The following is a 23,608-nucleotide window of genomic DNA, read 5'->3' on the forward strand; positions in this document are numbered from 1 at the left end:
ACCGCCTGCCGCGCCCGACCATTCTCCCCGGTGGAGAGGCGGACGCTCTGTGCCCGTCCTCCGCTCTGCAATGAAAGGCCAGACTCATGACTATTCCCCACGCCCGCGCCCTTTTCCTCGCGCCCGTCGCTCTTGTCCTCGCGCTGCCGCTCGGCGCCTGCAGCGACTATGGCAATGACCGGCCGCGTTACGGCTATCGCGGCGACGGCCATCGCGGCGGCGAGCATGTGATGGGCCGGGGCGACCGGGTCTATCGGGATCGCGACGGCAATTATTACTGCCAGAAGCCGGACGGCACGCGCGGCACCATCATCGGCGGTCTCGCCGGTGGCGTGCTCGGCAACGTCATCGCGCCGGACGGCAACAAGACGCTGGGCACCATCCTCGGCGCGGCGGGTGGCGCGGTCATCGGGCGCGAGGTGGATCGCGGCCAGGTGCGCTGCCGCTGAGACGCGGCGGGCGGCGCGGGCCGGCCCTGCCCTCCCGGCAGGAACCGGCCCTGCCGCCGCACGTTGGCTGCTGGAGAGCGGGGCGCATTCGCCCCCACGAAAGGAGAGAATCATGCTGAGGACTTTTCTGACCGGCGCCGTCGCTGCGTTCATCGGCAGCCGGCTCATCCGGGCGAACCGGGAGGGCAAGCTCGAAGGGCCCAAGCAGCGCCTGCGCGAAGGCGCGGAACGAGCGCGCTCCAGGCTCGATCAGCGCTGGAGCGATGCGGCCAAGAGCGCCTCGTCCGCCCGCCGCGCGCCGCCTGCCACGCCCAAAAGCAAGGCCACGAAAACGCCGGCGATGGACGATGTCTCCAGCCCCGCCGCTGCCCATCCCTGGCCGGTCGATCCCAAGGCGATGCCGCAGGAAAGCTGAACCGCCCGCCCGGGCTTCGCCGCGTCCGCGAGGGAAGAGCACCCCGCCGCCCAATGACATGGGGCGGCGGCGGCCCGTTCAGCGGCGCTCGACCAGGCGAATCAGCGCCTCGCTCTGCTGCCTGCGCAAGGCCCCTTCGATGCCTTGGTCCTTTTCCAGCGCTTCCCGGATGCGGCAGATCTCGATATCGGTCAGATGCTCGATGCCGATATAGTCATTGCGCGCGGTCTTCATCGCGCGGATGAGCTCGTCGAGCTTCACCTGCATGGCGCTCGCGTCGCGGTTCTGGGCGTTCTGGATGAGGAACACCATCAGGAAGGTGACGATCGTCGTCCCTGTGTTGATGACCAGCTGCCAGGTGTCCGACCACTGGAAGATCGGGCCGCTGATGCCCCACACGATGATCGTGCCCAGCGCCAGGAAGAAGGTTTTCGGCTGACCGGCCAGTGTCGCCATGCGGCTGGCGATATCGGAGAAGAAGCGATCCATGGACATGCAGCTCCATCGGCGGGCGACCATGCGGCCCGCGGGGTAACCCATGCGATGCGTCGGCGCGGCGCGCGCGTCAATCGGCTTCTCCCCCGCCGGGCTGCCGCCGGATCGCCCTGCCCCTTTGCGCGCACCACGCGGCGATCTATAGGAAGCCCCATGCCCATGCCCGCCCCACTCGTTCACACGCCCCGTCCCGCCCTCTCGCGCCGTGCCGCTTTCGCTCTGGCGCCGCTTTGCGCCCTCCTCGCGCTTTCCGCCTGCGCCACGCCGGAAGCGCAGCTGCGCCAGGGCCTCGTCAATGCCGGGCTCAGCGAGCCGATGGCGCGCTGCATGGCAAGGCCGATGGTCGAGAAGCTCAGCACCGGCCAGCTCATGAAGCTGCGCTCGCTCGGCAGGACAGCCGATCTCGATCCGAGCCGCACCAGCTATAACGAACTGATGCGCCACCTGCGCGCGATGCAGGATCCGGAGATCATTCGCGTCACTGCGTCCGCGGCGCTGGGCTGCTCGCTCGGCTGAGCGGCGCCTGCCGGCCAGCGTCCGGCCGGATCACTTCGCAACTTTGCAACGCACTTTCCGGCGCAGGGCGCTATGGCGCTCCCATCCCTCTCGCTCAGGAAAATGCGTCCATGAACATTCATGAATATCAGGCCAAGGAACTGCTCGCCAAGTTCGGCGCCCCCGTGCCCGCCGGTTTCGCCGCGCTCACCGTGGAGGAAGCCGTCGAGGCCGCGAAGAAGCTGCCCGGGCCGCTTTATGTGGTGAAGGCGCAGATCCACGCGGGCGGCCGCGGCAAGGGCAAGTTCAAGGAACTCGGCCCCGATGCCAAGGGCGGCGTCCGCCTCGCCAAGACGCTCGAGGAAGTCGAGGCCCATGCGAAGGACATGCTCGGCAACACGCTGGTGACGATCCAGACCGGCGAGGCCGGCAAGCAGGTCAACCGCCTCTACATCACCGATGGCGTCGACATCGACAAGGAATTCTACCTCGCCCTGCTCGTCGACCGCGCGAGCGGCCGCATCGCCATGGTCGCCTCGACCGAGGGCGGCATGGATATCGAGGAAGTGGCGCATTCGACGCCCGAGAAGATCCACACCATCACCATCGATCCCGCGACCGGCTTCATGCCGCATCATGGCCGCCGCGTGGCTGCCGCGCTGGAGCTTTCGGGCGATCTCGCCAAGCAGGCCGCCAAGGTCGCGGGCGCGCTCTACAAGGCGTTCCTCGGCACCGATGCCAGCCAGATCGAGATCAACCCCCTCGCGATCGCCGGCGGCAAGATCCAGGTGCTCGACGCCAAGGTCGGCTTCGACGGCAATGCCCTGTTCCGTCACCCGGATCTGATGGACCTGCGCGACGAGACCGAAGAAGACCCGATGGAGTTGGAGGCGAGCAAGTACGACCTCGCCTATATCAAGCTGGATGGCGACATCGGCTGCATGGTCAACGGGGCCGGCCTCGCCATGGCGACGATGGACATCATCAAACTGAACGGCATGTTCCCCGCCAACTTCCTCGACGTGGGCGGCGGCGCCTCCAAGGAGAAGGTGACGGCGGCGTTCAAGATCATCCTGTCCGACCCGGCCGTGAAGGGCATCCTCGTCAACATCTTCGGCGGCATCATGCGCTGCGACATCATTGCCGATGGCATCGTCGCGGCCGCCAAGGAAGTGAACCTCTCCGTGCCGCTGGTCGTGCGCCTCGAAGGCACGAACGTGGCGCAGGGCAAGGAAATCCTCGCCAACTCCGGCCTCGCCATCGTGCCGGCCGACGATCTGGGCGATGCCGCCCGCAAGATCGTGGCCGAGGTGAAAAAGCTGGGCTGAGCGCTTTCGCGCTGCCGCTACGGAACGGGCGCTCCCGCGAGAGGGGGCGCCCGCTTCGCATCCGCTCAAGCCGGAACAACGGCGGCGCAAAGCAAAATTTCGCTGATTTCCGGCGCGCTGCGCTCTATAGACAGCGCGTGAAGGCGGGCCGCGAGGCCTGTGCAATCGCGCAAAATGCTATATAGAATAGCGATCAGGCAATGTCTTGCGGAGAGCTTCCATGAAGATTCTTGTCCCGGTGAAACGGGTGCTCGATTACAATCTCAAGCCACGGGTGAAGGCGGACGGCAGCGGCGTGGACCTCGCCAATGTCAAGCAGAGCATGAACCCGTTCGATGAGATCGCGGTGGAGGAAGCCATCCGCCTGAAGGAGAAGGGCGTGGCGACGGAAGTCGTCGCCGTCTCCATCGGTGAGCCCAAGGCGCAGGATACGCTGCGCACCGCGCTGGCGATGGGTGCGGACCGCGCGATCCTCATCACGCATGAAGGCGTGGCCGAGCCGCTCGCGGTCGCCAAGCTGCTGAAGGCCGTGGCCGATGAGGAACAGCCCTCGCTCGTCATCCTGGGCAAGCAGGCCATCGATGATGACAGCAACCAGACCGGCCAGATGCTCGCCGCGCTGCTCGGCTGGGCGCAGGGCACTTTCGCCAGCAAGGTCGAGGTGTCCGGCGACACCGCCAATGTGACGCGCGAAGTGGACGGCGGCCTCGAGACGGTGGCGCTCAAGCTCCCCGCCATCGTGACCACGGACCTGCGCCTCAACGAGCCGCGCTATGCCTCGCTGCCCAACATCATGAAGGCCAAGTCCAAGCCGCTCGCGCAGAAGACGCCGGCTGACTATGGCGTGGACATGACGCCGCGCATCACCACGCTCAACGTCAGCGAGCCGCCCAGCCGGCAGGCCGGGATCAAGGTGTCCAGCGTGGACGAACTGGTCGAGAAACTGAAGGCTCTGGGAGTTGCGGCATGAAGACGCTGGTTCTTGTCGAGCATGACAATGCAAGCCTGAAGGACGCGACGCTCCACACCGTGAGCGCTGCAGCCAAGCTGGGCGAGGTCCATCTGCTGGTCGCCGGCGCGGGCTGCGCTGCCGTGGCGGAAGCGGCCGCGAAGATCACGGGCGTGGCAAAGGTCCATCTCGCCGATGACGCGGCCTATGCGCATCAGCTGCCCGAGAATGTGGCGCCGCTGGTCGCAACGCTGATGGCCGATCATGACGCTTTCCTCGCCAGCGCGACGACGAACGGCAAGAACATCGCCCCGCGCGTGGCTGCCCTGCTCGACGTGATGCAGATCAGCGACATCATCGCGGTGGACGGGCCGGACATGTTCACGCGGCCCATTTACGCGGGCAATGCCATCGCGAAAGTGCAGACGAGTGACAAGAAGCTCGTCATCACCGTGCGCGGCACGGCCTTCGAGAAGGCAGCGGCCGAGGGCGGCACCGGCACGGTGGAAGCCGTCGCGGGCGCGGGCGAAAGCGGCCTTTCGAGCTTCGTCTCCGAGGAACTGGCCACGTCCGAGCGGCCCGAACTCACCGGCGCGAAGATCATCGTCTCGGGCGGTCGCGGCCTTGGCAGCGGGGATAATTACCACGCGATCATCGAGCCGCTGGCCGACAAGCTCGGCGCCGCCGTGGGCGCCAGCCGCGCCGCCGTGGACGCGGGCTATGTGCCCAATGACTATCAGGTCGGCCAGACCGGCAAGATCGTGGCGCCGGAGGTCTACATCGCCGTCGGCATCTCGGGCGCGATCCAGCACCTTGCGGGCATGAAGGACAGCAAGACCATCATCGCCATCAACAAGGACGAAGACGCCCCGATCTTCCAGATCGCCGACATCGGCCTGGTCGCGGACCTCTTCAAGGCCGTCCCGGAGCTCACCGAAAAGCTCTGAACGCCCCGGCGGAACGCCCGCCAACCAGAAGACAGGAGCGGGCCGGGCAACCGGCCCGTTTTTTTTATGCGGGGGGCGAGAGACGGGGAATGGCGATCCGATTCCGGCCTTGCCCGCAAGCCGCCCGCCGGCGGCGGCAATGCAATGCGGCATTAATCCTTCCGGCGCTCTACTGACTTCGGTTCACTGAAACTCAGACGCACGCCGCTACCGCACCCGTTGCCAAAAGAAGCCCTGTGCCGGCTGGGCAGCAACGCAGGCACAGGCCAGCGCAATCGATATCCTCCGCATAAATCCCTATTCGTCCAAATCACGTCACTGCGCCGTTCCCGGGATTGAGACCGGAGCCCCCCACCCCCCTCAATAAGCCAGCGCGCAGCCATCCGCCCGCATCTCGCTGGCGGCGGCATAGACGCGGGTATCGCCATCCATGCGGTGCTCCACGCATTGATAGCGCCCGAAGCCGCCATCGGACTCGCCGAGCGTCCAGCCCATGCCGGCCAGCGCCTGCTTGGTCGCTTGCGGGACGCCGCTTTCCAGCCGCAGCAGGCCTTTGGGGCCCATCGTGGGATCATCCTCGCCCATGGTTTCGGACGAGCCCTCATGATGCCAGCGCGGCGCATCGCCGGCGGACTGGATCTCCAGCCCATAGTCGACACGATTGACGATGACCTGCGCCTGCCCCTGCGGCTGCATGTCGCCGCCCATCACGCCGAAGCTCATCCACGGGTCGTCCCCGCGCGTGGCGAAACCGGGGATGATCGTCTGGAAGGGCCGCTTGCCGGGCGCGTAGATGTTCGGGTGGCCATCCTGCAGGCTGAAGAGCTGCCCGCGATCCTGGAACATGAAGCCCAGGCCGTCCGCCACCAGCCCTGATCCCATGCCCCGGAAATTCGACTGGATCATCGACACCATCAGCCCCGAGGCATCGGCGCAGCTGAAATAGGTGGTGTCGCCCCGGCTCGGCGCCTGTCCGGGATGGACCGGCGTCAGGATGCGGTCCGGGCGGATGAGCTTGGCGCGCTGCGCGGCATAATCCTTGGAGACCAGCCACTCGACCGGCACCTGCGCGAATTGCGGATCGGCATAATAGCGCGCCCGGTCCTCATAAGCGAGGCGCTTGGCCTCGATCTGGAGATGGATCGACAGGGGCGACTGGAAGCCGGCCGCGTCCATGTCGAAATGCTCCAGGATGTTGAGCATCTGCAGCGTAGCGATGCCCTGCGTGTTCGCGCCGATCGCGTGGACGGTGGCGCCGCGATAGTCCGTGCGCGCCGGCTCGATCCATTCGGAGCGATGCGCCGCCAGGTCCGCCTTGCGCAGCCAGCCGCCGATGCGCTGGAAATAGCGGTCGATCACATCGGCGATCTCGCCCTGATAATAAGCGTCGCGCCCCCCGGCCGCGATCGCCCGGTAGGTGCGGGCGAGGTCGGGATTGCGGAACACCTGGCCCGCGCGCGGCCCCTTGCCGTCGGCCATGCCCCATGTGCGCAGCGCGTTGGCGGTCTCCTCGATGCCGTTGCCGCTGCGGGCGAACAGCGCCATGCCGCGCCGGATGTAGAAGGCGATCATGTCCGGCACCGGCGCACCGGCTTCGGCCAGTGCGATGGCGGGCTCGAACAGGCTCGCCCAGGGCAGCTTGCCGTAGCGCTGGTGCATGGTCCACCAGCCGTCGACCGCGCCGGGGACGGACACGCTGATCGCGCCGTGCGAGGGAAGCACGCCATTCTTCGCGCGGCTGCGCACTGTCTCCAGCGAGAGGCCACGCGGCGACCGGCCCGATCCCGCGAGGCCCACCACCTTGTGCTGCGCCGGGTCCCAGATCATCGCATAGACATCGCCGCCGATGCCGCAGGCCGTGGGCTCCAGCAGGCCTAGGCAGGCATTGATGGCGATGGCCGCGTCCACGGCCGATCCGCCGCGCCGGAGAATGTCGATGCCCACCTGCGTCGCGAGCGGGTGCGACGTGCCTGCCGCGCCGTTCAGCCCGTAGACCGCCGTGCGCGAAGCGAAGGACGCGCCGATCGGCCGGTCGCCGGCATGGACGTCCGGCCGCATATAGCGATCCTCGCCGGCCGGCCATGCGGGCGCTTGCGGCGCGGCGGCCTCGCCTCCGGACGCGCCCGCTCCCTGCGGACGGGCAGCAGCAAGGGCAGGCATGGTGGCGGCGGCCGGCAGGGCGGCCAGGAACGTGCGACGGCGCATGGCGGGATCTCCTCTTTGCGCCATCCTCATCGCTCGATCGCGGATGGGCAACAGGAATATCGCGCGCGCCGGTCAGGGCCGGTCAGGAAGGCCGGTCAGGGAGAGGACGGACGCCCGCCCCTGCCCCGCCGTCACGTCAGGATGGCGCCCCGGCCTCCGGTTCCTCTTCCAGCCCAGCCGCCAGCGCATCCTCGACCGTCTCCAGCCAGATGAATTCCAGCTTGTCGCGGGCGCTGACCGGGATGTCGTCGAAGTCCCGCCGGTTGCGGGCCGGCAGCATCACGCGAGTGATGCCGGCGCCCGCCGCCGCCACGACCTTCTCCTTGATGCCGCCCACCGGCAGCACCAGCCCGCGCAGCGAGATTTCGCCGGTCATCGAGGTGTCGCTGCGCACCGTGCGCCCGGTGAACAGAGAAGTGAGCGCCAGGAACATCGCCACGCCCGCGCTCGGCCCGTCCTTGGGCGTCGCGCCAGCGGGCACATGGACGTGGACGTCGTTCTTCTCGAACGTCTCGCGCGCGATGCCCAGCGCGTCGGCGCGGCTCTTGACGAGGCTGAGCGCAGCCTGCACGCTTTCCTTCATCACGTCGCCCAGCTGGCCGGTGAGGATGAGCCGGCCATTGCCGGGCATCATCGTCGCCTCGATGAACAGGATGTCCCCGCCCACCGGCGTCCATGCCATGCCGGTCGCCACGCCCGGCACGCTGGTCCGCTGCGCGACTTCGTTCTCGAAGATGCGCCCGCCGAGGATCTCCTGCAGATCGTCGGGCGTGATGTCGACATGGCTGGCCGTTCCCTCGGCGATGCGCACGGCGGCATGGCGGATGGTCTTGCCGATCTCGCGCTCCAGGTTCCGCACGCCCGCCTCGCGGGTGTAGAAGCGGATGATCGCTTCCAGCACCGCGTCGCTGACAGTGACTTGCTCGGCTGTCACGCCGTTCGCCTCGAGCTGCCGCCGCACGAGGTAGCGGCGCGCGATGGCGAGCTTCTCTTCCTCGGTATAGCCGGCGAGACTGATGATCTCCATGCGATCGCGCAGCGGGCCGGGAATGGAGTCCAGCATGTTGGCGGTCGCGATGAAGACGACCCGCGAGAGGTCGAACGGCAGCGCCAGATAATTGTCGCGGAACGTGCCGTTCTGCTCGGGATCGAGCACTTCCAGCATGGCGGCGGAGGGGTCGCCATGCATGCCCTGCCCCAGCTTGTCGATCTCGTCGAGCATCATCACGCAGTCGCGCGTGCCGGCCTTGCGGATCGCCTGGATGATGTTGCCCGGCAGCGCGCCGATATAGGTGCGCCGGTGGCCCCGGATCTCCGCTTCGTCATGGACGCCGCCCAGGCTCACCCGCACGAACGGTCGGCCCATCGCCCGCGCGATCGACTGGCCGAGCGAGGTCTTGCCCACGCCGGGCGGGCCGACGAAGCACAGGATCGGCGCCTTGCCTTCCGGCGCCAGCTTGCGCACCGCGAGATACTCGACGATGCGCCGCTTGATCTTCTCCAGCCCGTAATGGTCCGCGTCCAGCACCGCCCGCGCCTGCGCGATGTCGATCGGCTTTTCCTCGGGCAATTGCCAGGGAAGCTCGGTCAGCCAGTCGAGATAGGTGCGGATGATGCCGTGCTCGGCGGCGCCGTCGGGCGTGCTCTCCAGCCGGCGCAGTTCCTTGCGTGCCTGCGCCTCCACGTCCGCCGGCATGCCGGCTTTCTCGATCTTCTCGCTGATTTCCGCCACTTCGGCGGCCTTGCCGTCATCCTCGCCAAGCTGGCGCTGAATCGCGGCCATCTGCTCGCGCAGCAGCGCCTCGCGCTGCCGCGAGCCGAGCGTTTCCTGCACGTCCCGGCCGATCTCCGCGGAGAGGCGCAGCACCTGCAGGCGCTGGGCCAGCGCGCGCGACACCTTGTCCAGCCGCACGTCGAGCGCGACGGTTTCCAGTATCTCCTGCTTCTCGTCCGCGCCCATGTCGAGATAGGCCGCGACCGTGTCCGCCAGCGTGGACGCCGAGCCGATGTTGCGGATCGCGTCGCCCAGGCCCTGCGGCGCCTGCGGCAGAAGCTCCACCGTCTCCAGCGCCTGCCGCCGCAGGTTGATGATCCGCGCCTCGATCTCGGGGGCGTCGCTTTCCGGTTCGGCCACGCGCGCGACCCGCGCCACGAGGAAAGGCCAGCCCTCCAGGAACTCGACCACGCGAAAGCGCGTCTCGCCCTGCAGGATGAGATGATGCGTGTCGTCCTGCGCCGTGACGTAGCGCAGCACATTGGCGATGGTGCCCATGCGGTGCATGTCGTTGGGCGCGGGATTGTCCACGCCGGCATCCCGCTGCGCGAGGATACCCACTGGCAGGCTCTGGCGCACGGCGGCCTGCGCCGCATTGATGGAGGCGGGCCGCCCGATCGCCATCGGCATCACCACGTCCGGGAACATCACGAAGTTGCGCACCGGCACGATGATGATCGCGTCCTCGGGCAGCTCGGGCAATTGCGGTCCGCTCGCGCCGGGCGCCTGCACCGGCTCCGGACTTTTCTGTTCGGTCATGCTGTCCATCACCACTGGCCTCCGCCATTCACCTTGTGCAGGGTGACCAGCAGGCACCCGTGCGCGCTCGTCCGGCTCACATCCTGATAACGGCCACGGGGCAGCGCGAGACGCCGCTCGAAGCGCCCCTGCGGCAGTTCCAGCCTATGGATGCGCGCGGTGCGGATCTCCGGCGGCAGCACGCGCTGGCCCCGCACGACCAGCACGCCATCCTCGATGAAGGCCTCGGCCTGCTCCGGATCGACGCCGGGCAGTGCGACCAGCACGAGCACTTCATGATCGGTCTCGATGATGTCCACGGGGGGCTCCCAGCCCACGCCGCCACGCCCCGCGCGCGCCGGGGAATAGCCTTCCCGGTGCAGGCGCTCCATCTTGTCGATGAGGCCGACCGCGTCAGCCCACATCCATTGCCGCGACCGACCTGAACTCATCTTCCTCACCCCGCGATCCGCTGGCGCGGCACACGCCGCTCATGCGCTAATAAGGAAATGCGGGAGGCCATTTTCAAGCCGCGCGGCAAAATGGGCGCGCGCGACGCGACGACGGGGACGCCCCGATCCCGCCACCCCGGGGCACCGCGATGGCGTTGTCGACGCGGAAAGGGAGACCATCCTTGATAATAGTTATCGGATGGCGATATTCCTGACTCCGGAGGTGCCCCATGGCCAGCAGCGTCGATCTCGGAAAACAGCTCGAAACCTTTGTGGCCCGGCTCGTGAAGACCGGACGCTACAACTCCCGCAGCGAAATCCTGCGGGAAGGCGTGCGTCTGATCCACGAACGCGAAACTCGCCTTGCGGCGCTCGATGCCTCGATTGCGCGCGGGCTGGCCGATGCCGACGCCGGGCGCGTGCTGAGCCTTGACGATGCGGCGGCGCGCCTTGACGCCCGCTATGCGGACGCCGGAGCCGTGCGCGACGCGCCATGAAGGTCGTCATCACCGCCGAAGCTCTTTCCGACCTGGAGACGATCGGCGACTACATCGCGCTGGACAATCCCGCGCGCGCCCGCACGTTCGTGGCGCAATTGCTGGACAAGGCGCGTGGCCTTGGCGATCTCCCACAAGGATTTCCGCTGGTGCCACGCTATGAGCATCTGGGCATCCGCCGCAGGGTTCAAGGCAACTATGTGATCTTCTACCGCGCCGATGAGCATCAGGTGACAGTCATTCACATCCTGCACGGCGCGCGCGATTACGAGGCACTCCTGTTTCCAGATGCGTAATGCGCGCGATCAGGCTGGACGCTATCCCTCTGCGCCCGGAATGAAGGCGTCGAACCGCCCTATTCTCTTCACCCTCAAGTGTCAGGGCTGAACATTCGGCGGAAGGAATTGGTGCGGGCGGTCGGACTCGAACCGACATGGATTGCTCCGGCGGATTTTGAGTCCGCTGCGTCTACCATTTCGCCACGCCCGCGCGCCGCGATGGTGCGGCCATAAGCGGCAGACCGGTTCGCGTCCAGAGGCTTCACCGTTCGGGGCATCTGCGCGCCTTCGACCATGGTCCGGGCGCGCCCGCCCCGTGAAATGGCGGATTCAAGCGGGATTCCGGCGCATGGACTGCCGGCGCGCCTTATTGTGCGGTTGCGCAATGAGTCCGCGACTGTAAAGCTGACCCCTGAAGCTGCTCACGCGCGGCCCTGTCCGCGCTTCGCTATGATGAGGGTCCCTTGGCCGAAAAATCCACGGTTCTGATTTTGTTCGGGGCGACGGGCGATCTTGCCCATCGCATGTTGTTTCCCTCACTTTATCATCTGCTGTGCGACGGGCTGCTGCCGGAGCCGTTTCACATCATGGCCTCGGGCCGGACCCGGATGGACGACGCGGCGTTTCGCGACACGATCGCGGAAGCGCTCAAGACCTATGCCCAGGCGGAGCTGCTGGACGAGGACCGCATCGCCGGATTTCTCGAGCGCATCGTCTACTGCCCCGTCTCGGCGGGCGATGAAGCGCAGTTCGCTGCGCTGGCGGAACGGGCCCGCTCGCTCAGCACCGGGCCTGTCGCCGTCTATCTCTCGACGCCCCCGTCCCTCTTCGCGCCGACCGCGCAGGGCCTGGCCGGCGCCGGGCTGATCGGCGCGGACACGCGCATCGCCATGGAGAAGCCGATCGGCAAGGATCTGGCGTCGTCGAAGGAAGTGAACGACGCCATCGGCGCGCTCTTCCCCGAGGAACATATCTTCCGCGTCGACCATTATCTGGGCAAGGAGACGGTCCAGAACCTCATGGCGCTACGCTTTGGCAACCGGCTGTTCGAGCCGCTGTGGAATTCCAGCGCGATCGATCATGTGCAGATCACCGTCGCCGAGACGGTGGGGCTGGAAGGCCGCGTCTCTTATTATGACGGCGTTGGCGCCCTGAAGGACATGGTGCAGAACCACATGCTCCAGATCCTGTCCATCATTGCCATGGAGCCGCCCGCGCGGATGGATTCGACGGCAGTGCGCGACGAGAAGGTGAAGGCGCTGCGCTCGCTGCGCCCGATGGAGCCGGACAGCGTGCGCACCCACAGCGTGCGGGGACAATATCGGGAAGGCGCGGTAGGCGGCAAGCTCATCGCCGGCTATGCCGAGGAGCTGGGCAAGCCTTCGGACACCGAGACCTTCGTGGCGCTCAAGGCCCATATCGACAACTGGCGCTGGACGGGCGTTCCTTTCTATCTGCGCACCGGCAAGTGCATGCCCAGCCGCCAGTCGGAGATCCTGATCCAGTTCAAGCCCGTCACCCACAGCATCTTTCGCCGCAATGGCTATGGCGATGCGCTGGAGCCCAACCAGCTCATCATCCGCCTGCAGCCGGACGAGAATATCCGCCTGTGTATCATGGCCAAGCGACCCGGCCTCGATCGCGACGGAGTCAAGCTGCAGGAAGTCGGGCTCGACGTCAGCCTCGCCCATGCCTTCGCCAATGAGCGGCGGCGGATCGCCTATGAGCGGCTGCTGCTCGATCTGATCGAAGGCGATACGACCCTGTTCGTGCGCCGCGACGAAGTGGAAGCGCAATGGACATGGATCGACAGCATCACCGCCGGCTGGAAGGAATCCGGGCAGAAAGTGGTGCAATATGCCGCCGGGACCTGGGGTCCCTCGGCCGGCATCGCGCTGATCGAGCGGGACGGAGCAAGCTGGTATGACTGACCTTCATCCCGTCATCGCGAGAGTGACCGAGCGGGTCACGGCGCGCAGTGCCGCGAGCCGGCTGCGCTATCTCGACCTCATCGAGCGCGGGCGCGACGCCGGCACGAACCGGGACATGCTCTCCTGCGGCAATCTGGCCCATGGCTTCGCGGCGAGCGGCGAGGACAAGCCCGCGATCCGCACCGGCCGGGCCATGAACATCGGCATCGTCACCGCCTATAACGACATGCTCTCGGCCCATCAGCCTTATGGGCGCTATCCCGAGGCGATCAAGATCGCCGCGCGGGAAGTGGGCGCCACCGCGCAGGTGGCCGGCGGCGTGCCTGCCATGTGCGACGGCGTCACGCAGGGGCAGGCCGGCATGGAGCTCTCGCTCTTCTCGCGCGACACCATTGCCCTCTCGACCGCCATCGCGCTCAGCCATGCGATGTTCGAAGGCGCGCTGATGCTGGGCATCTGCGACAAGATCGTGCCGGGGCTGCTGATGGGCGCGCTGCGCTTTGGCCATCTGCCGACCATCTTCGTGCCGGCCGGCCCGATGCCCTCGGGCCTCGCCAACAAGGAGAAGCAGCGCATCCGCCAGCTCTATGCCGAGGGCAAGGTCGGCCGCGAGGAGCTGCTGGAGAGCGAATCCGCCAGCTATCACGATGCCGGCACCTGCACTTTCTACGGCACTGCCAACACCAACCAGATGATGATGGAAGTGATGGGCCTGCACATGCCGGGCGCCGCGTTCGTCAATCCGGGCACGCGGCTGCGCAGCGAGCTGACTCGTGCCGCCGTGCATCGCGTGGCGTCGCTCGGCTGGGACGGCGAGGATTATCGCCCGCTCGGCCATTGCGTGGACGAGAAGGCGATCGTGAATGCCGCCATCGGCCTGCTCGCCACCGGCGGCTCGACCAACCATGCCATCCACTTGCCCGCCATCGCCCGCGCGGCCGGCATCCTCATCGACTGGACGGACCTGGCCGAGCTGTCCTCGGTCGTGCCGCTGCTCGCGCGAGTCTATCCCAATGGCGCGGACGACGTGAACCATTTCCACGCTGCCGGCGGCATGGCGTGGATCATCACGGAGCTGCTCGGCAATGGCCTGCTCCACCGTGACATCATGACCGTCGCGCGCGCTGACCTCACCGATTATGGCCGCAGCCCCATGCTGGTGGACGACGCGCTGGTCTGGGACGAGCCGCCCACGGCGCCCGGCAATGACGCGATCCTGCGGCCCGTCTCCGATCCCTTCAGTGCCGATGGCGGCATGAAGCTGCTCGCCGGCAATCTCGGCCGCTGCATCATGAAGACCAGCGCGGTGGACCCGGCGCGCTGGACGATCGAGGCGCCCGCCCGCGTGTTCGCCGGGCAGGACGAGGTCATGGAAGCCTTCAAGGCCGGCGAGCTGGACCGCGACGTGGTCGTGGTCGTCCGCTTCCAGGGCCCGCGCGCTAATGGCATGCCGGAGCTGCACAAGCTCACCCCGCCGCTCGGCGTGCTGCAGGACCGGGGCTTCAAGGTCGCGCTGGTGACGGACGGGCGCATGTCCGGCGCGAGCGGCAAGGTGCCTGCCGCGATCCATCTCTCGCCCGAGGCGCTGGGCGGCGGCCCGGTCGGCAAGCTGCGCGATGGCGACATCGTGCGCGTCTGCGCCGTGGAAGGCCGGCTGGAAGCGCTGGTGAACGAGGCCGAGTGGGCCGCGCGCCCGCAGGCCGAGGCCCCGCCCCCGCCGTTCGACACCGGCCGCGAGCTGTTCGCCCTGTTCCGCCATCACAGCGATGTCGCGGAGGCCGGCGCCTCGCCCATCCTGGCGGCAATGGACCGGGACATCGCGCTGTGACGCAGATCATCGCGGCCGATGTCGGGGGCACCAATGCCCGCTTTGCCCGCGCCACGCTGGATGCCGATGGCGTGCCCACGCTCGGCACCGTGCGCAAGTACAAGGTGGCGGATTATCCCAGCCTCGCGGCCTGCTGGCGTGCCTATCAGCGCGAGGAAGGCGGCGACCTGCCCGACCGGCTTTCCATCGCCTTCGCCGCGCCGATCGCGCGGGAGACCATCAAACTCACCAATTCGAGCTGGATGGTCCGCCCGGCCAGCCTGGCCGCCGATCTCGGCCTTGCCTGCGTCCGGCTGGTCAATGACTTCGAGGCCGTCGCCCATGCCGTGGCGCGGCTACCGATGCGCGACCTGCCGCTGCTGTTCGGGCCGGAGAAGCCCTTCCCCACCGATGGCGGCGTCACCATCCTCGGCCCCGGCACGGGCCTCGGCGTCGGGCTCGTCGCGTTCGACGATGGCGTGCCACACATCGTCGCCACCGAGGGCGGCCATGTCGATTTCGCGCCGCTCGATGCGCTGGAAGGCCGCATCCTCGATCTCCTGCGCGCCGATTTCGTCCGCGTGTCCACCGAGCGGATCGTCTCGGGGCCCGGCCTCAACAATCTCTACAAGGCACTGGCAACGCTCAGCCACGAGCCGGTCACCCTGTGGTCCGATGCCGATCTCTGGGCGGCGGCGCTGGACGGCAGCAATCCGCTGGCCCGCTCCGCGCTGGAACGCTTCTGCCTTTCTTATGGCGCCGTGGCGGGTGATCTGGCGCTCGCGCATGGCCCGCATCAGGTCGTGCTGGCCGGCGGCCTCACCCAGCGGATGCGCGACTTCCTGGTCAACCAGAGCGGCTTCCACAGTCGCTTCACCGCCAAGGGCCGCTATGAAGGGCTGATGCGGACGATCCCGGTCCGCCTCGCCATCCACCCCGAGATCGGCCTTTACGGCGCAGCCGCCGCCTGGCGCGAGAAGAAAGCATGAGCATGACAGTCGATGATGTGATGGCGCTGGCGCCGGTGATCCCGGTGCTGATCGTGGAGCGCGTGGCCGATGCCGTGCCGATCGCGCAGGCGCTGGTCGCGGGCGGCCTCCCCGCGCTGGAAGTGACCATGCGCACACCCGTGGCGCTGGAGGTCATGCGCGAGATGGCGCAGGTGCCCGGCGCGGTCGTCGGCGCGGGCACGGTGCTCAATCCCAGGATGCTCGATCAGGCGCTCGAAGCGGGTGCCCGCTTCATCGTCTCGCCGGGCCTCACCGAGCCGCTGGGCACAGCCGCGCACGCCGCGGGCACGGCGCTGCTGCCCGGCGTGGCGACGGCGGCGGACATCATGCGCGGGCTCGATCTTGGCCTTGATCGCTTCAAATTCTTCCCGGCCGCGACCAGCGGCGGCCTCCCCGCGCTCAAGGCCCTCGCCGCGCCGTTCCACATGGCCCGCTTCTGCCCCACCGGCGGCATCAGCGCCGACACCGCCGCCGACTGGCTCGCCCAGCCGTTCGTCGGCTGCGTCGGCGGCAGCTGGGTCGCCCCCAAGGGCACCCCCGACCCCGCGCAGATCGAACAGCTCGCCCGGGAAGCGGCGGCGCTGCCCCGACCCGCACAGGGCTGAACGAGCGTCTGGAAAGACTGTCGGCGCTTGCGCGACCCCGGCCCGACAACCTCTTGGGGCTGATCGCCATTGTCCTACGGACGCCTTCGGCTCCAGATGATGGCGTGGCGAAAATGGTGGTTTTTCGGGACCCGGAGCGCAGCGTACTTACGGCACGTGAGCACCGGAAGCTCGGGAAACCGCCATTTGCAGCCCGCCAGCGCTGGATGTCGATTAGAGCGTGATCTTGTTTGATTGAATCGATTGGGGATTCACGCGGGCTGATTTTTCTGATTCAACCTGCTGGCTGGGCAGGAGGCCAGCAGGGATGAGCCGAGCCTATTCGATTGATCTTCGTGAGCGGGTTGTTGCTGCGATGGCGTCGGGCGCTTCCGCCCGAACGGCAGCGGCGCAGTTTGGCGTGAGCGTTGCGAGCGCTGTGCGTTGGTCTCAGCGCCAGCGCCGGACTGGCGGGGTTGTCCCAGGCAAACTGGGCGGGCACCGCAAGCCGGTGTTGCTGCCGGAGCGGGAGTGGCTGCTGGCGCGTGTTGCAGCAGAACCCGATCTGACGCTGCGTGGCTTGCTGGCCGAACTGGCAGACCGCGGGGTGAAGGCGAGTTATGGCGCGCTGTGGTTGTTCCTCGAACGCGAGGGACTGTCGTTCAAAAAAAGCCTGTTCGCCAGCGAGCAGGATCGTCCCGCCATCGCCCGCCGACGGATGCAGTGGCGCAAGTACCAGAACCGGCTTGATCCATCGCGCCTCGTCTTCATTGACGAGACCTGGGCCAAGACCAACATGACCCGCACCCACGGTCGCGCCTGGCGCGGACAGAGGCTGCACGCGAAAGTGCCGTTCGGTCACTGGCGCACACTGACCTTCCTCGCCGCGCTGCGCCACGACCGGATCGATGCCCCGTGCGTGCTCGACGGACCAATCAACGGCCAACTCTTCCTTGCCTATGTCGAGCAGTTCCTCGTCCCTACGCTTGCCCCGGGCGACATCGTCATCATGGACAACCTCGGCAGCCACAAAGGCCAGGCCGTGCGTGAGGCTATCCGCAGCTGCGGGGCCAAGCTCCTGTTCCTGCCGCCCTACAGCCCTGACCTCAACCCAATCGAGCAGGTCTTCGCCAAGCTCAAGACGCTCTTGCGAAAGGCAAACGAACGATCAGTCGAGGCAACATGGAAGCGCATCGGATCACTGCTCGACGCCTTCTCCCCCACCGAATGCGCAAACTATCTCAGAAATAGTGGCTATGCTTCAACCTAAGATGATCACGCTCTAGCCCTAGGCAAGCCCGTCGGCGCGCAGCTTGAGCCCCGCCGTGAACAGCGGCGTCGTCACCTTGTCGAACTGCCCCGGCGTCAGCTGGAAGAAATGGCGGAACTCGCGATTGCGATGGCTCTGGTCAAAGTAGCGCAGCGCCGCGAGCTGCTCCGCGCTCGGCTCGCTGAAGCCGCGCATCGCCTGCGCCATGTCCAGGAAGCGGCTGCGGCGCAGGATGACCTTGGGGCTGTGGCCGAAGCTCGCATAGCATTGCCGCTCGAACTGGCGGACCGACAGGCCGACCTGCTGGGCTGCCCGCGCCACGGGAATCGTGCTGTCCTCGCGTGCGATTTCCTCGAAGGCCGCCATCGCCGCCGAGGGCGGCGGGCCGCAATATGTCGCGAGCCGCTGCCGCAGCACCCGCTCGATGGCCTCGACGACGGCATGATCGTCCGGCGCCGCCGCGACGTCCCGGTAAAGCCGCTCGCCCAGATCGCCCCATAAGGCCATCAGCGGCCGGGCGCCGTCGGCGATCGCGCGGGCCGGCTCGGCGAAGAGGCTGGCCCAGCCGCCCGGCCGGATGGCCACGCCGACGACGAGAAACGGCCCGCGCACCCGCACGCGCCAGGGGATGCCGTTGGGCCCCATGAGGGGAATCGGCCCGAAGTTCGACCATTGGTCCGGCCCGGTCTCCGCTGCCCAGTCGCCCTGCAGCAGAATGCGGATGATCGCCGTCTCGGACATGAGCTTGTCGATCAGGACGAAGTCGTCCGGCAGCGGCGCATGGAAAACATAATGGCGCCGGACATAAGCCGCGAGATCGGCCGACGGCGCATAATTGCGAGACAAAAGCATCCGTGCCCACCCCACCGGAAACCCGTCTCCCGGTTCTTGCACCCGGGCGCAGCCGGAGCAACAGCCTTGTCGGCGGATCGCGACGAACCGCAGCCTTCCGGAGCACGCAGCTCGGGCCTCACCGGGCGCGCGCGGCTTTCGGCCGCAGCGAAACCGCCCCGCCAGCCGCATCATGCGGACAATCAGGATGCTACTGGATCGCGCCCCAGAGGCTCTGCGCAGGCACATAGCCGCGCTGGTTGCCCACCGCCACGGAGCACCAGCCGTCCGAGCAGCCCGAGACACGGCCCACCACGCCCGGCTCCAGCCGGTAAAGCAGTTTCGCGCCGGTCGAGGGGCGCTCGCGCATGTCGGCGATGCCGCCGCGCACGATGGCGGTCGGCTCGTCCTTGAGCAGGCGCACATGCATCCAGCCCTGCGTGCCGTCGGGGTCCTCCACCTTGCGCCAGTTCGAATAGACTTCCACCACCTTGAGCGGCAGGTCGCGGCGCTGGTAGATCCAGCTTGCCGGATAATCGAGGCTCGGCCCCACGCGCATGCGCGCCTCGCCCTTGGCCAGCGAGGCCCAGTAAGGCACTCGCTTGCCGGACTGCGCGTCCGCGCTTCCCCCGGCGGCGACGATCAGCATCGCACAGGCCAGATGCGCCCATGGCCGCTTCATATCTCGTCGCCCTCCCATCATCGCCCACATGTTCACTCTGGCGCTTTGCCACGCGCGCCGCGCCCCTTCAACCGTCCCGCAAGGGTCGGACGCATTTGCCGCTTGACCTCCGCCCGCCCGCCGGAGCATGCGCGGCCTCATGACCAGGCGCCCCCGGCCCGCCCGACCCCGTGTCGTCGTCACGCGGCAGCTGCCGCAAGCGGTGGAAACGCGCATGGCCGAGCTGTTCGACGTGCGCTTCAATGCCGCCGATCACCCGATGAGCCGCGCCGAACTGCACGAGGCGATGCAGGCCTGCGACGTGCTCGTCCCCACCGTCACCGATGACATAGACGAAGCCCTGATCGCGCAGGCGGGCGAAGGGCTCCAGCTCATCGCCAATTACGGCGCCGGCGTGAACCATATCGCGCTGCAGGCCGCGCGCGCGAAGGACATCATCGTGACCAACACCCCCGGCGTGCTGACCGAGGATACGGCGGACATGACGATGGCGCTCATCGTTTCCGTCCCGCGCCGCCTCGCCGAGGGCGAGAAGCTGGTGCGGTCGGGCCAGTGGACCGGCTGGAGCCCGAGCAACATGCTGGGCCACCGCATCGGCGGCAAGGCGCTGGGCATCGTCGGCATGGGCCGCATCGGCCAGGCTGTGGCGCAGCGCGCCCGCGCCTTCGGGCTCTCGATCCATTATCACAATCGCCACCGGCTGCCGGCCGTGCTGGAAGCGCAGCTGGCCGCGACCTGGCATGCCGATCTCGACGAGATGCTGGAACGCATCGATATCCTCACCATCCACACGCCCCTCAATGCCGAGAGCGTGAACCTGATCGATCGGCGCCGCATCGGCCTGCTGCGCCGCCATGTCTATCTCATCAATGCTTCGCGCGGCGGCATCGTCGATGAGGAAGCGCTGGTGGAAGCGCTCGAACAGGGCCGGATCGCCGGCGCCGGGCTGGACGTCTGGACGTTCGAACCACGCATCGATCCCCGCCTGCTCGCCCTCCCCAATGTCGTCATGACCCCGCATATGGGCTCCGCGACGTTCGAGGGGCGCATCGCCACCGGCGAGCGCGTCATCACCAATATCCGCATGTGGGTGGGCGGCGACAGGCCACCAGACCAGATTCTCGAAGGCTGGGTGTAAGAGAAAACACAGAAAGCTGCGCTAGGAGTGCCTGCAGGGATGCGCTTTTTCCTGTGCTTCCCCGGAATTCGCCCTCGCGATTTCCGGCACAACAGCGGAGCGGAGCGATGGCAAAGAGAGTGACAGGCATGAAAGCGGGGGCCGCGCTGCTGGCGTTGCTGGCCGCGCGCCCGGCGCTGGCGCAGCCACCCGGCGCGGACAGTGGGGACAATGCCTGGCTGCTGGCCGCGAGCGCGCTGGTGCTGCTCGCGGTTCTGCCGGGCCTCGCGCTCGGCTGGGCCGGCGTCGTGCGGGGGCGCAATCTCCTTCCGGTCTTCACGCAGGGCTTTGCGAGCGTGGCCGCGGTGTCCCTGCTGTGGGCCGTCGCGGGCTACAGCCTCGTCTTCGCGCCCGGACCGTCCGTGATCGGTGGCCTGCAGAATCTGGGCCTTGCCAATCTCGCCGAGCTGCGTCTGGGAACGGCGGTGTCCGAGCCCGTCTTCGCGCTGTTCCACATGATCCTTGCCGCGCTGGCGCCCACGCTGATCGTCGGCGCGCTGGTGGAGCGCGTCCGGCTGGGCTGGCTGGTGCCGTTCCTGCTGCTCTGGTCGCTGTTCGTCTATGTGCCGGTCGCGCGCTGGCTGTGGGGCGGCGGCTGGCTCGCGCAGCTGGGGACGCTCGATTATGCCGGTGGAATCGTCATTCACACCACGGCCGGCATCTCCGCGCTGCTGCTCGCCATTCTCATCGGCAAGCGCGCCTATCCCGCGCCCGTCGCGCCACACAGCCCGGTGCTCAGGCTGGCCGGCGCCGGTCTGGTCTGGGTCGGCTGGTTCGGCCTCACCGGCGGATCGGCGCTCGGCGCGTCCGCCGACGCGGGCTTCGCGCTTCTCAACACGCATCTGGCGGCCGCGTCCGCCGCCTTGTGCTGGATGGCCGCCGAGCGCATCCGCCACGGCGGCACCGGCCTTGCGGGCTTTCCGACCGGCGCCCTCGCCGGCCTTGCCGCCGTCACGCCCGCCGCCGGGCTGATCGGCCCGATGGGCGCCATCGGCCTTGGTGCCCTTGCGGGCATCCTCTGCTTCATCATGGCCGATCTCGTCCGCCGCCGGTTCGACATCGACGATGCCTCGAACATGTTCGCCGTGCACGGGGTCGGCGGCATGCTGGGCGCCTTGCTGCTCGCACCGCTCACCGCCGTGGCGCTGGGCGGCGTCGGCTATGGGGAGGACAGCGGCGTGCTGGTGCAGCTCGTCGCGCAAATCGTCGGCGTCGCTGCCGTGCTGCTCTGGACGACCGTCGTGACTCTGCTGCTCGCGCTGGTCGTCTCGCTGTTCCTGCCGATGCGCGTGCCGACGGAGATGGAGCACGGGAGCCCGGACCCGGCGGGCAACCATCCGGCGGACCCGACTGCCGACTGACATGGCAGGCACCGCCGTCGCCATCTTCGCGCATGACGAGCAGCGCCGGATCGCCGCATGCCTGGCGAGCCTGCCGCTCGACCGGCCCGGCACGGCATTCCACCTGCTCGTCAACGGTTCGACGGACCGGACGGCCGACATTGCCCGGGCAGTCGCCGCGCGGCATCCGGCGCTCATCGTGCATGAATGGCCGCAGGGCGGGAAGGCGCGCAGCTGGAACCGCTTCGTCCACGAGCTGCTGCCGGCCGACATGCCCGAAGCCGTGATCTTCATGGATGGCGACGCGGAAATCGCGCCCGGCTCGCTCGACGCCCTCATTGCCGTCCTGCGCGAGCGGCCGCATGCCAATGCCGTTGCGGGCCTGCCGTTCAACGGCCGCCGGCACCGCGTCTATCAGGCCTTGCTGCGCGAGGAAGGCGGCCTTTTCGGCGATCTCTATGCGCTGCGCGGCGACTTCCTGCGCCGCCTGCGCGCGCGCGGCCTGCGGCTGCCCGTCGATCTGGTGGGCGACGATGGCCTTGTCGCCGCATGGGCCGCGACCGATCTCGGCCCGGATGCCGACTGGGATCGCGCACGACTCGCGCATGCCGATGCCGCCGGGTTCCTCTGCGAACCCGTCCGCCTGCTGAGCCCGCGCGGCTGGCGCCTCCAGTATCGGCGGATGGTCAGCTATGCCGTCCGCCATTTCCAGAACCGCATGGTCAGCCGGATCATGGGCACGCAAGGTCCCGCCGGCCTCCCCGAGCGCCTGAGCAGCCTCTATGCCGGGGAACTGCCGGCGATGAGGCCGCGCCCCGGCCTCGCCAATGCCCTGTTCGACCGCCTCGCGCTGCGGCGGATGGCACATGCGGCGATGCCATCCCGGTCCTGAGAGACTCTCCCGGACGAGGGTTGATCGGCCGGCCGTTGCGGAGCGGTAGCGCCCCCTGTAGATCAACAATGTTCGACAACGGCCGCCACAGGCCGGCGAACATCCAACAGGAGAGGCCCTGACTATGATCCGACCATCCCTGACGGCGCTGGCCGTCCTGCTCGCCATGTGCGCCCCTGCCGCCGCGCAAACCCCTGCGGACGCGGACATCCTGCGCGAGACGCAGGACCGCGTCGCCATCACCGAACTCATGTGGAACTATGTCCGCGCGATCGATTCGCTGAATGAGGACGCCTATCCCACCGTCTTCACGCCGGACGGCTCCTTCGGCGAGGCCAAGGGGCCGGCAGCACTGCGCAAGATGGTGGCCGATCTCAAGCGCAGTCAGGCCGAGCGGCGCGCCAAGGGCGAGACCATCCCGGCAATGCATCACATCATGAGCAATGCCCATATCGAGTTCATCGACCGGGACCATGCCCGCTATCATTATTACTGGATGACCGTGTTCGCCGGGTCGCCCTACACCCAGCCGCCGCGCCTCGCCGCCGCCGGCCGGGGCGTGGACGAGGTGGTGCGGTTGAACGGCAAATGGCTGATCCGCTCGCGCAACGTCGCCCCCACGGACTGAGGGGCGCCGCGGGACGCGCCGGGCGGGCGGGAAGCCGCCGGATGCCGCATCCAACACTTCGAATTCAAATGATTGGACCCGCGCCTGCGCACGCGCGGGACCTGTCCTGCTTTCGGGGCCGGTTCAGCCCGGTGCCGGCACGCGCTCAGGCCCGGATTCCCGCCGTTTCCGGCAGCAGGCAGGCCCGATGCGCGACCTTCCTTTCATATGTCCTGAAATGTCCGGAAATGCTCAGGACGTAGCGAGGGCCCGCGTCGCTTCCGGCGCGCTGCGATAGGCCTCCTGCCGTGCTTCGCTCCAATAGGCCAGTTCGCCCAGCGGGATCTCCGCGCCGCTCACGGCGCAGATGACGAACCGGCCGGGGCGAAGCACCTGATAGTCCGCCGCGCGGTAACGCAGCAGGGCAAGGCCGGGCATGTCTGGCGCGCGCATCA

At 67.9% G+C, this 23,608-nt stretch carries 24 protein-coding genes and 1 tRNA gene; 17 read left to right on the forward strand and 8 right to left on the reverse strand.

Going from position 1 to position 23,608, the window contains the following annotated elements; all coding sequences use genetic code 11:
- Positions 1-86: 86 nt before the first annotated feature.
- Both SLG_RS15825 and SLG_RS15830 read left to right on the forward strand, forming a co-directional pair.
- The gene (locus SLG_RS15825; RefSeq protein ID WP_014077510.1) at positions 87-449 is read left to right on the forward strand and encodes a glycine zipper 2TM domain-containing protein; all 363 of its coding nucleotides are present in this window, start codon (positions 87-89) and stop codon (positions 447-449) included.
- A 112-nt stretch (positions 450-561) separates the two neighbouring features.
- Positions 562-864 carry a hypothetical protein gene (locus tag SLG_RS15830; protein WP_014077511.1) on the forward strand — a complete coding sequence of 101 codons (303 nt, stop codon included), beginning with the start codon at positions 562-564 and terminating at the stop codon, positions 862-864.
- Positions 865-942: 78 nt separating this feature from the next.
- On the opposite strand, the gene SLG_RS15835 is transcribed toward SLG_RS15830, so the two are convergent.
- Positions 943-1,353, reverse strand: coding sequence for a low affinity iron permease family protein (locus SLG_RS15835; protein ID WP_041393524.1), 411 nt, complete (start codon positions 1,351-1,353; stop codon positions 943-945).
- Positions 1,354-1,518: 165 nt separating this feature from the next.
- Between SLG_RS15835 and SLG_RS15840 the strand changes: the two genes are divergently transcribed.
- From SLG_RS15840 to SLG_RS15855, 4 genes are all read left to right on the forward strand, one after another.
- Complete coding sequence (locus SLG_RS15840) at positions 1,519-1,875, forward strand: hypothetical protein (protein WP_231848691.1); 357 nt, start codon at positions 1,519-1,521, stop codon at positions 1,873-1,875.
- A 110-nt stretch (positions 1,876-1,985) separates the two neighbouring features.
- Positions 1,986-3,182, forward strand: coding sequence for an ADP-forming succinate--CoA ligase subunit beta (gene sucC / locus SLG_RS15845; RefSeq protein WP_014077514.1), 1,197 nt, complete (start codon positions 1,986-1,988; stop codon positions 3,180-3,182).
- A gap of 220 nt (positions 3,183-3,402) precedes the next feature.
- A complete protein-coding gene (locus SLG_RS15850; protein WP_014077515.1) occupies positions 3,403-4,152 on the forward strand; it encodes an electron transfer flavoprotein subunit beta/FixA family protein in 750 nt (249 codons plus the stop codon).
- Entirely contained in the window at positions 4,149-5,078 is a 930-nt protein-coding gene (locus SLG_RS15855; protein WP_014077516.1) for an electron transfer flavoprotein subunit alpha/FixB family protein, read from the forward strand. The genes SLG_RS15850 and SLG_RS15855 overlap by 4 nt, the downstream gene beginning before the upstream one ends.
- A gap of 360 nt (positions 5,079-5,438) precedes the next feature.
- Here the strand turns inward: SLG_RS15855 and SLG_RS15860 are convergent, their stop codons facing one another.
- The 3 genes from SLG_RS15860 to SLG_RS15870 all read right to left on the reverse strand — a co-directional run bounded on the left by SLG_RS15860 (position 5,439) and on the right by SLG_RS15870 (position 10,247).
- Positions 5,439-7,283 carry a gamma-glutamyltransferase family protein gene (locus SLG_RS15860; RefSeq protein ID WP_014077517.1) on the reverse strand — a complete coding sequence of 615 codons (1,845 nt, stop codon included), beginning with the start codon at positions 7,281-7,283 and terminating at the stop codon, positions 5,439-5,441.
- Positions 7,284-7,419: 136 nt separating this feature from the next.
- Positions 7,420-9,816, reverse strand: a complete 2,397-nt coding sequence (gene lon / locus SLG_RS15865; protein ID WP_148276625.1) for an endopeptidase La — start codon at positions 9,814-9,816, stop codon at positions 7,420-7,422.
- An 8-nt stretch (positions 9,817-9,824) separates the two neighbouring features.
- Positions 9,825-10,247 (reverse strand): Hsp20/alpha crystallin family protein, encoded by a 423-nt coding sequence (locus SLG_RS15870; RefSeq protein WP_014077519.1) that lies wholly within the window; start codon positions 10,245-10,247, stop codon positions 9,825-9,827.
- Positions 10,248-10,477: 230 nt separating this feature from the next.
- Here SLG_RS15870 and SLG_RS15875 point away from each other — a divergent pair, with 230 nt between their 5' ends.
- Together SLG_RS15875 and SLG_RS15880 are read left to right on the forward strand one after the other, a co-directional pair.
- Entirely contained in the window at positions 10,478-10,744 is a 267-nt protein-coding gene (locus tag SLG_RS15875; RefSeq protein WP_014077520.1) for a type II toxin-antitoxin system ParD family antitoxin, read from the forward strand.
- Positions 10,741-11,040: a type II toxin-antitoxin system RelE/ParE family toxin gene (locus SLG_RS15880; protein WP_014077521.1), complete on the forward strand. Its 300-nt coding sequence runs from the start codon at positions 10,741-10,743 to the stop codon at positions 11,038-11,040. Before SLG_RS15875 ends, SLG_RS15880 begins: the two co-directional genes overlap by 4 nt.
- A 109-nt stretch (positions 11,041-11,149) precedes the next feature.
- Here the strand turns inward: SLG_RS15880 and SLG_RS15885 are convergent.
- Positions 11,150-11,233, reverse strand: a tRNA-Leu gene (locus SLG_RS15885).
- A gap of 253 nt (positions 11,234-11,486) precedes the next feature.
- Between SLG_RS15885 and zwf the strand changes: the two genes are divergently transcribed.
- The 5 genes from zwf to SLG_RS15910 all read left to right on the forward strand — a co-directional run bounded on the left by zwf (position 11,487) and on the right by SLG_RS15910 (position 17,624).
- Positions 11,487-12,953, forward strand: a complete 1,467-nt coding sequence (gene zwf / locus SLG_RS15890; RefSeq protein ID WP_014077522.1) for a glucose-6-phosphate dehydrogenase — start codon at positions 11,487-11,489, stop codon at positions 12,951-12,953.
- Positions 12,946-14,781, forward strand: coding sequence for a phosphogluconate dehydratase (edd, locus tag SLG_RS15895; protein ID WP_014077523.1), 1,836 nt, complete (start codon positions 12,946-12,948; stop codon positions 14,779-14,781). Before zwf ends, edd begins: the two co-directional genes overlap by 8 nt.
- Complete coding sequence (glk, locus tag SLG_RS15900) at positions 14,778-15,749, forward strand: glucokinase (RefSeq protein ID WP_014077524.1); 972 nt, start codon at positions 14,778-14,780, stop codon at positions 15,747-15,749. The genes edd and glk overlap by 4 nt, the downstream gene beginning before the upstream one ends.
- A complete protein-coding gene (eda, locus tag SLG_RS15905; RefSeq protein WP_014077525.1) occupies positions 15,746-16,375 on the forward strand; it encodes a bifunctional 4-hydroxy-2-oxoglutarate aldolase/2-dehydro-3-deoxy-phosphogluconate aldolase in 630 nt (209 codons plus the stop codon). Before glk ends, eda begins: the two co-directional genes overlap by 4 nt.
- Positions 16,376-16,682: 307 nt before the next feature.
- The gene (locus SLG_RS15910) at positions 16,683-17,624 is read left to right on the forward strand and encodes an IS630 family transposase (protein WP_014077526.1); all 942 of its coding nucleotides are present in this window, start codon (positions 16,683-16,685) and stop codon (positions 17,622-17,624) included.
- Between the two features lie 18 nt (positions 17,625-17,642).
- Here SLG_RS15910 and SLG_RS15915 read toward each other — a convergent pair whose 3' ends face one another.
- Together SLG_RS15915 and SLG_RS15920 are read right to left on the reverse strand one after the other, a co-directional pair.
- Positions 17,643-18,476, reverse strand: a complete 834-nt coding sequence (locus SLG_RS15915; protein ID WP_014077527.1) for a helix-turn-helix domain-containing protein — start codon at positions 18,474-18,476, stop codon at positions 17,643-17,645.
- 190 nt (positions 18,477-18,666) lie between these two features.
- Entirely contained in the window at positions 18,667-19,137 is a 471-nt protein-coding gene (locus tag SLG_RS15920) for an SH3 domain-containing protein (protein WP_014077528.1), read from the reverse strand.
- A gap of 139 nt (positions 19,138-19,276) precedes the next feature.
- Between SLG_RS15920 and SLG_RS15925 the strand changes: the two genes are divergently transcribed.
- From SLG_RS15925 to SLG_RS15940, 4 genes are all read left to right on the forward strand, one after another.
- Complete coding sequence (locus SLG_RS15925; RefSeq protein WP_083853468.1) at positions 19,277-20,275, forward strand: 2-hydroxyacid dehydrogenase; 999 nt, start codon at positions 19,277-19,279, stop codon at positions 20,273-20,275.
- 107 nt (positions 20,276-20,382) lie between these two features.
- Positions 20,383-21,675, forward strand: a complete 1,293-nt coding sequence (locus SLG_RS15930; protein ID WP_014077530.1) for an ammonium transporter — start codon at positions 20,383-20,385, stop codon at positions 21,673-21,675.
- Between the two features lies 1 nt (position 21,676).
- Positions 21,677-22,546 carry a glycosyltransferase family A protein gene (locus SLG_RS15935; protein WP_014077531.1) on the forward strand — a complete coding sequence of 290 codons (870 nt, stop codon included), beginning with the start codon at positions 21,677-21,679 and terminating at the stop codon, positions 22,544-22,546.
- A 124-nt stretch (positions 22,547-22,670) separates the two neighbouring features.
- The gene (locus tag SLG_RS15940; protein ID WP_014077532.1) at positions 22,671-23,174 is read left to right on the forward strand and encodes a nuclear transport factor 2 family protein; all 504 of its coding nucleotides are present in this window, start codon (positions 22,671-22,673) and stop codon (positions 23,172-23,174) included.
- 231 nt (positions 23,175-23,405) lie between these two features.
- On the opposite strand, the gene SLG_RS15945 is transcribed toward SLG_RS15940, so the two are convergent.
- Positions 23,406-23,606, reverse strand: a complete 201-nt coding sequence (locus SLG_RS15945) for a DUF2093 domain-containing protein (protein ID WP_041393529.1) — start codon at positions 23,604-23,606, stop codon at positions 23,406-23,408.
- Positions 23,607-23,608: the final 2 nt, after the last annotated feature.

This window comes from Sphingobium sp. SYK-6 (assembly GCF_000283515.1).
GTDB lineage: Bacteria > Pseudomonadota > Alphaproteobacteria > Sphingomonadales > Sphingomonadaceae > Sphingobium > Sphingobium lignivorans.

Coding starts and splice junctions, on each gene's coding strand:
- SLG_RS15825 (WP_014077510.1), top strand. CDS start 87: ATGACTATTCCCCACGCCCGCGCCCTTTTCCTCGCGCCCGTCGCTCTT.
- SLG_RS15830 (WP_014077511.1), top strand. CDS start 562: ATGCTGAGGACTTTTCTGACCGGCGCCGTCGCTGCGTTCATCGGCAGC.
- SLG_RS15835 (WP_041393524.1), bottom strand. CDS start 1,353: ATGGATCGCTTCTTCTCCGATATCGCCAGCCGCATGGCGACACTGGCC.
- SLG_RS15840 (WP_231848691.1), top strand. CDS start 1,519: ATGCCCGCCCCACTCGTTCACACGCCCCGTCCCGCCCTCTCGCGCCGT.
- sucC (WP_014077514.1), top strand. CDS start 1,986: ATGAACATTCATGAATATCAGGCCAAGGAACTGCTCGCCAAGTTCGGC.
- SLG_RS15850 (WP_014077515.1), top strand. CDS start 3,403: ATGAAGATTCTTGTCCCGGTGAAACGGGTGCTCGATTACAATCTCAAG.
- SLG_RS15855 (WP_014077516.1), top strand. CDS start 4,149: ATGAAGACGCTGGTTCTTGTCGAGCATGACAATGCAAGCCTGAAGGAC.
- SLG_RS15860 (WP_014077517.1), bottom strand. CDS start 7,283: ATGCGCCGTCGCACGTTCCTGGCCGCCCTGCCGGCCGCCGCCACCATG.
- lon (WP_148276625.1), bottom strand. CDS start 9,816: ATGACCGAACAGAAAAGTCCGGAGCCGGTGCAGGCGCCCGGCGCGAGC.
- SLG_RS15870 (WP_014077519.1), bottom strand. CDS start 10,247: ATGAGTTCAGGTCGGTCGCGGCAATGGATGTGGGCTGACGCGGTCGGC.
- SLG_RS15875 (WP_014077520.1), top strand. CDS start 10,478: ATGGCCAGCAGCGTCGATCTCGGAAAACAGCTCGAAACCTTTGTGGCC.
- SLG_RS15880 (WP_014077521.1), top strand. CDS start 10,741: ATGAAGGTCGTCATCACCGCCGAAGCTCTTTCCGACCTGGAGACGATC.
- edd (WP_014077523.1), top strand. CDS start 12,946: ATGACTGACCTTCATCCCGTCATCGCGAGAGTGACCGAGCGGGTCACG.
- eda (WP_014077525.1), top strand. CDS start 15,746: ATGAGCATGACAGTCGATGATGTGATGGCGCTGGCGCCGGTGATCCCG.
- SLG_RS15910 (WP_014077526.1), top strand. CDS start 16,683: ATGAGCCGAGCCTATTCGATTGATCTTCGTGAGCGGGTTGTTGCTGCG.
- SLG_RS15915 (WP_014077527.1), bottom strand. CDS start 18,476: ATGCTTTTGTCTCGCAATTATGCGCCGTCGGCCGATCTCGCGGCTTAT.
- SLG_RS15920 (WP_014077528.1), bottom strand. CDS start 19,137: ATGAAGCGGCCATGGGCGCATCTGGCCTGTGCGATGCTGATCGTCGCC.
- SLG_RS15925 (WP_083853468.1), top strand. CDS start 19,277: ATGACCAGGCGCCCCCGGCCCGCCCGACCCCGTGTCGTCGTCACGCGG.
- SLG_RS15930 (WP_014077530.1), top strand. CDS start 20,383: ATGGCAAAGAGAGTGACAGGCATGAAAGCGGGGGCCGCGCTGCTGGCG.
- SLG_RS15935 (WP_014077531.1), top strand. CDS start 21,677: ATGGCAGGCACCGCCGTCGCCATCTTCGCGCATGACGAGCAGCGCCGG.
- SLG_RS15940 (WP_014077532.1), top strand. CDS start 22,671: ATGATCCGACCATCCCTGACGGCGCTGGCCGTCCTGCTCGCCATGTGC.
- SLG_RS15945 (WP_041393529.1), bottom strand. CDS start 23,606: ATGCGCGCGCCAGACATGCCCGGCCTTGCCCTGCTGCGTTACCGCGCG.